This window comes from Pseudomonadota bacterium (assembly GCA_010028905.1).
GTDB lineage: Bacteria > Vulcanimicrobiota > Xenobia > RGZZ01 > RGZZ01 > RGZZ01.
In genome coordinates this window covers 1-4,350 of sequence record RGZZ01000434.1, presented here as the reverse complement: position 1 = coordinate 4,350, position 4,350 = coordinate 1, and the positions used below count along the sequence as shown (strand labels likewise).

At 67.6% G+C, this 4,350-nt stretch carries 4 protein-coding genes; all 4 read left to right on the top strand.

The genetic code is table 11. From position 1 onward, the window contains the following. The first annotated feature begins 121 nt into the window (after positions 1–121). The 4 genes from EB084_20600 to EB084_20585 all read left to right on the top strand — a co-directional run bounded on the left by EB084_20600 (position 122) and on the right by EB084_20585 (position 3,835). Positions 122–808 carry a hypothetical protein gene (locus EB084_20600; protein NDD30667.1) on the top strand — a complete coding sequence of 229 codons (687 nt, stop codon included), beginning with the start codon at positions 122–124 and terminating at the stop codon, positions 806–808. Positions 809–859: 51 nt separating this feature from the next. Next, a complete protein-coding gene (locus EB084_20595) occupies positions 860–2,155 on the top strand; it encodes a hypothetical protein (protein ID NDD30666.1) in 1,296 nt (431 codons plus the stop codon). 245 nt (positions 2,156–2,400) lie between these two features. Further along, positions 2,401–2,979: a Uma2 family endonuclease gene (locus tag EB084_20590; GenBank protein NDD30665.1), complete on the top strand. Its 579-nt coding sequence runs from the start codon at positions 2,401–2,403 to the stop codon at positions 2,977–2,979. After that, on the top strand, positions 2,810–3,835 hold the full coding sequence (locus EB084_20585) for a serine/threonine protein kinase (protein ID NDD30664.1): 1,026 nt from the start codon (positions 2,810–2,812) through the stop codon (positions 3,833–3,835). Before EB084_20590 ends, EB084_20585 begins: the two co-directional genes overlap by 170 nt. The last annotated feature ends 515 nt before the right edge of the window (positions 3,836–4,350 follow it).

Sequence of the window (4,350 nt, the reverse complement as noted above, 5' to 3'; positions counted from 1 at the left end):
GCCGGACGCCCTGCACAGGCCCTTGAACAAGCGTCTCACAAACGTGAAATGCAGGCACGCCGAACGCACAGCAACAGGCTTGTTGGCAGGAGAGCCCCACCCCATCGGGAACCGGCTCTGCATGCACCACGCTCGCCCTCGACTCTTCGACCCCACTCGCCTTCGAGGTGCGGCCCTCGCCGCTGTCTCGCTCTGGCTCACTTCGATTGGCTCAGCGCCTGCCGCGCCCCCTCCCCTCCCCGCGGCCTCCGTTTCCCGCGTGGCCCAAGACGCCCCGGCCACTCCCCGCGATCGCGAGATCCTGCGCGCGCTCAACGAGGGTCGTGCCTACACCCTCAGCGATCATGACGTGCGCCTCGAGCACCCCGCGTCGTTCCCGGAGACCACGCTCGTGGGGTTCTTCGCCAATGACCGTGGATACAGCCTCGAAGCCGTGTTCATCGGGCTGAAGCGCTACACCCCCAAGGAGGCGGCACCGCTCGTCCTCGCGTCTGCCGGATGGTCGAAGCGCTCCGGCGCAGCACGCGAGAAGCTCGCCCTGGCGTACGAGACCGAGGTTCGTCACGCGTTCGGCGCAACCATGCTGACAAGCTGCCCTGAAGACCTGGGCAGGCAAGGCGTCGATTTCACGCCTCCTGTCGCAAAAGGTCTCGGCGACGGCGGGGTCGAGGTGCGCTACTGGTCTCAGGCCCCCCCTGGCATGCGCCCTGTGAGCACCTACCACCTTCACGTCGATAGGTTTTCGGCCGATGGCCAGGTGCGCGGCAGCGTCGAGCGCTCGCTCGAAGTGCCGATCAAAGGGCACTGACCGCACGTCTCGGACCCAGAGACAACCCTCCGAGACGAGGAGCGCGACCCGATGACCCGTCTCACTGCGCATGCCTGCGCCGCAACCGCCGGACTGGCGATCATGGCCCTCGAGATCTGCGGGCCGCGTCTTCTCGCGCCCGCCTACGGCAGCGGCACCATCGTCTGGTCGATGGTCATCGCCACCACCTTGCTCGCCCTCGCCATCGGAGGGATGCATGGGGGGCGGATCAGTGAAGACGACGCGAGGGCCGCTTCCATGCCGTTCTTCCTCGGCTTAGGAGGACTGTCGGTTGCGGCGAGCGGTTGCGTGACCCCCATTCTGGCCCCCGCCATCTCGAGCCGTTTCCCGTTCGGGCCGTGGGGGCAGACATGCGCGCTGGCCGTGACCGCAGCCGCTGTTCTCATTGCACCCGGCGTTCTCCTTGCCGCTGTCTTTCCGCTCTGCCTGCGCGCGAACACGTCCACCCTCGAGCGGGCGGGGCGATCGTATGCGAGCCTGTACGCGGCGTCCACCCTGGGCAGTCTTGCGGGGGTGCTCCTCCCTCCCCTGATGCTGATGGGACTCGTGGGAACGCGGGCAAGCGTGGTCTGCTGCAGCCTTCCTGCGGTGGTGACCGCGGTCGTGGCGATGCGGCGGAAGGGCATCGCGGCGATTGCGCTCCTTGCGGGAGGAGGCTTGCTGTGGGGAGTGGCACGCCCCCCGACCTCCACTGCCTGGGAATCCGCCTACGGCGCCTACGAGATCATCGATCAGGGGGACACGCGGGTGCTCGCGGTGGACCGCGGCCTCTGCTACTCAGTGCTGCGCCGCGACATGCGTCAGACCGGTCTCTATCACGATGTCTTCCTGGCGGCCCCGGCGCTCGCGGGGTTCAGGGAACCCCGTCGCATCGCGGTGGTGGGGGTCGCCGGAGGCACCCTTCTGCACCTGTTCCACCGCGCGTGGCCCCAGGCCGAGATCGACGCCGTGGAGATCGACCCCAGCCTCGTAGCAGCTGCGAGGGAGCGCTTCGATCTCGGTGCAACAGGGGCGAGCGTGACCTGTATCGATGGCCGATGCTGGCTTCGCGACAAGACGACCCCGTTCGATCTCATCGCCGTCGATGCCATGACCACGGGAGTCCCCCCGACGCACCTGCTCAGCCAGGAGTTCTTCACCGAGGCCGCGGTTCACCTCAAGCCGGGTGGCCGTCAACACGCTCCCGCCGCTCGACGGTCCGGTCAGTGCGGCGCTGCAGCGCGCGCTGCCGAACACGATCATCATCCACACCGTCGCCGTGGGCTCGAAGATGCCGCTGCGCCTCGACCGCCTGGCAACCGCCCACGACTGGCCCGGATGGCGTGAACGTGCCACCCAGATGCGTGCCGATGCGCGCGAAGCCGCAGAGGTGGCCTGTCTCAGCGACGACGCCGGCACGCTGCCCTGGTGGTGGGGGCTTCGCGTTCGACCGTGAGAGCGAGGCGCTGGCGGCGAGACCCGTTCCTGCGATGTGAGCGAGGCTGTCGACGCCGATTCCTGACGTCCCGCGCACCTCGTGCGCGGCGCTCGAGAAGGCAGGAATGTACAGAAAACCTGAATAAGGGTACCGCATGAACACACGCACCATTCGTCCTACCGAGTCGATGCGCCCCATCACCCGCGAGGAATACCTGCGCGTGATGGCCCCCGTCGCTCCGTTCGCCGAGTACCAGTGCGGGTTCATGGTGACGAAGACGGCCGCCCAGGGACGCCATGGTCGGGCCATACGTGGCGTCATCGAGGCCCTCTGCCACGACAGCACGCGCAACGCGCGGCTCGAGGTGTACCAGGGTGTCTGTGTCGATTTCGGTGAGAACATCTTCGTGCCCGACGTGGTTCTGCTCCGCCTCGAAGATCACGCGCGATACGACTCCACGAGCGGCAACATCGTGGGGCCGCCCGAGCTCATCGTCGAGGTCGTGTCACACGACTCCGGCGCGCGTGACCGCGTCATGAAGTTCAACTGCTACTTCGAGGCGGGTGTGCCGTGGTACTGGCTCATCGACCCGTTCGAGTTCACGGTGGAAGAGTGGCAGTCAACCGACCTCGGCTACGTGCGCACCGCCGCTGCCACCATCGGCCACATGTTCCGCCCCAGGGCCGTTGCTCTCGAGGTCCCCGCCGACGACCTGTTCCCCACTGTCGGATAGCGCTGACGTGACGCGCGCGCCGCAAGCGGGAGACGTGCTCTGCGAACGCTACACGCTTGAGGCCCCGTTGGGGAGCGGCGGCTCATGCACCGTCTGGCGCGCCCTCGACCAGCGAGGCCCGCGTGCCGTGGCCATCAAGCTGCTGAAGCCCGTGAGAAGCGCATCGGCCCTGTCGAAGGAGCACTCGCTTCTCGCCCTCGAGTCGGCGCTGCTGCGAAAAGCGAACCACCCTGCCCTGCCCGCCTTGATCGACACCATCGGACTCGAGCCCACCCCAGGGCAAGACACTTCGGCCCTTTGCGGACTCGTCATCGAGCTGTTCGACGGCCCGACCCTCTCGCAATGGGTGAAGGAACAAGGCCCACAGCCTGAAGACCGCGTGCGGCAATGGCTCTTCGAGACCGGCGACGTGCTCACGCTGCTGCACGGTCTTCAGCCCCCCATCATCGTGCGCGACCTGCAGCCCTCGAACCTCATCGTGAAAGCCACTGGCCACCTCGGCCTCATCGACCTGGGCATCTCGAAGGTCCTCGACGCCGCCACGGGAGGCGGAACGGTCGCCGCCGCGCGTCACCGCGTCACCCACGGCTTCGGCGCGCCCGAGATGTATGTGGGGCACTGCGACGTACGTTCCGACATCTACTCGCTGGGCGCCACCTTCTATCACGCGCTGACCGGCGCGATCCCCCCGTCGGGGATGGAACGGCTCTCGTCGATGGCCCGTCTCTCCACCGTGCGATCGCTGCGCCCCGACGTTTCAGGGGCGCTCGGCACCTGCCTCGAGCAGATGCTCGCCGTCGACCGCTCACGCCGCCCCGCCTCGGTCACAGAAGCGCTGCACCCGCTTCTGCACTAACGGTCTGACGTCGACCTGGGCGGTCTCCCCGCGCGCGATTCGGCCAGTGTTCGCGGGTCGTTCACGCAAAACAGAACCGCCGCGAGATCCGAGACCCGACGGCTTCGACAGACGTATTCGCTGCGGGGCGAAACGCTGCAGCGGGGGCAACCTGTAGGGGACAACCACGTGTCCACCACGCCACCGGAGGGGACAACCGCGTGTCCACCACGCCACCGGAGGGGACCTCAGCTGGCAGGGCGCTCAGGTGACTTGCAGACCACGTGTCCACCACGCCAACGTGGGGGACAATCACGTACGTGTCCACCACGCCACCGGGGGGGACCTCAGCTGGCGGGGCGCTCAGGTGAATTGCAGACCGCGTGTCCACCACGCCAACGTGGGGGACAATCACGTACGTGTCCACCACGCCACCGAGGGGGGCCTCAGCTGGCGGGGCGCTCAGGTGAATTGCAGACCGCGTGTCCACCACGCCAACGTGGGGGACAATCACGTACGTGTCCACCACGCCACCG

Bases quoted from the DNA above. Each gene is read 5' to 3' on its own strand.
- EB084_20600 (NDD30667.1), top strand. From the start codon at position 122: ATGCACCACGCTCGCCCTCGACTCTTCGACCCCACTCGCCTTCGAGGT.
- EB084_20595 (NDD30666.1), top strand. From the start codon at position 860: ATGACCCGTCTCACTGCGCATGCCTGCGCCGCAACCGCCGGACTGGCG.
- EB084_20590 (NDD30665.1), top strand. From the start codon at position 2,401: ATGAACACACGCACCATTCGTCCTACCGAGTCGATGCGCCCCATCACC.